Annotated in this window: 1 protein-coding gene; it reads right to left on the bottom strand. The window is 47.4% G+C overall.

Annotated elements, in window-relative coordinates; genetic code table 11:
* On the bottom strand, positions 1 to 312 hold a 312-nt coding region (locus U0R11_RS13615), incomplete at both ends, for a hypothetical protein (RefSeq protein ID WP_406752386.1).

Here is a 312-nt window from a genome sequence, read left to right as displayed (position 1 = left end):
AGTTCGCTACTCCACTGCTAAAATCTCCCGCTTGATTCAATACATTGTTTACTCCAGATCCTAAACCAGTGATCGCTCCTGTCAAACTTGTCGTTACTGTTACGTTATTCGTATTGGCAGCAAAAGAAGTAACCGTATTCCCATACGCATCTTGTGCCGTTAAAGTATTCGTGCCTGTAAAGGCTGTGCCGTTTATCTGTGGACTCGCTAAGCTCACCGCCAATTTATTGAAGGCTGCCGCACTCACTGCTACAGTCAAGCGATCTGCTCCTGCGGCTGAAATACTTCCGTCGGTCACAGCCACAACAGCTG

This window comes from Aquirufa salirivi (assembly GCF_045310485.1).
Classification (GTDB): Bacteria; Bacteroidota; Bacteroidia; order Cytophagales; family Spirosomataceae; genus Aquirufa; species Aquirufa salirivi.
Note: the sequence above shows the minus strand (reverse complement) of the source record. Positions and strands in the feature narration are given on the sequence as shown.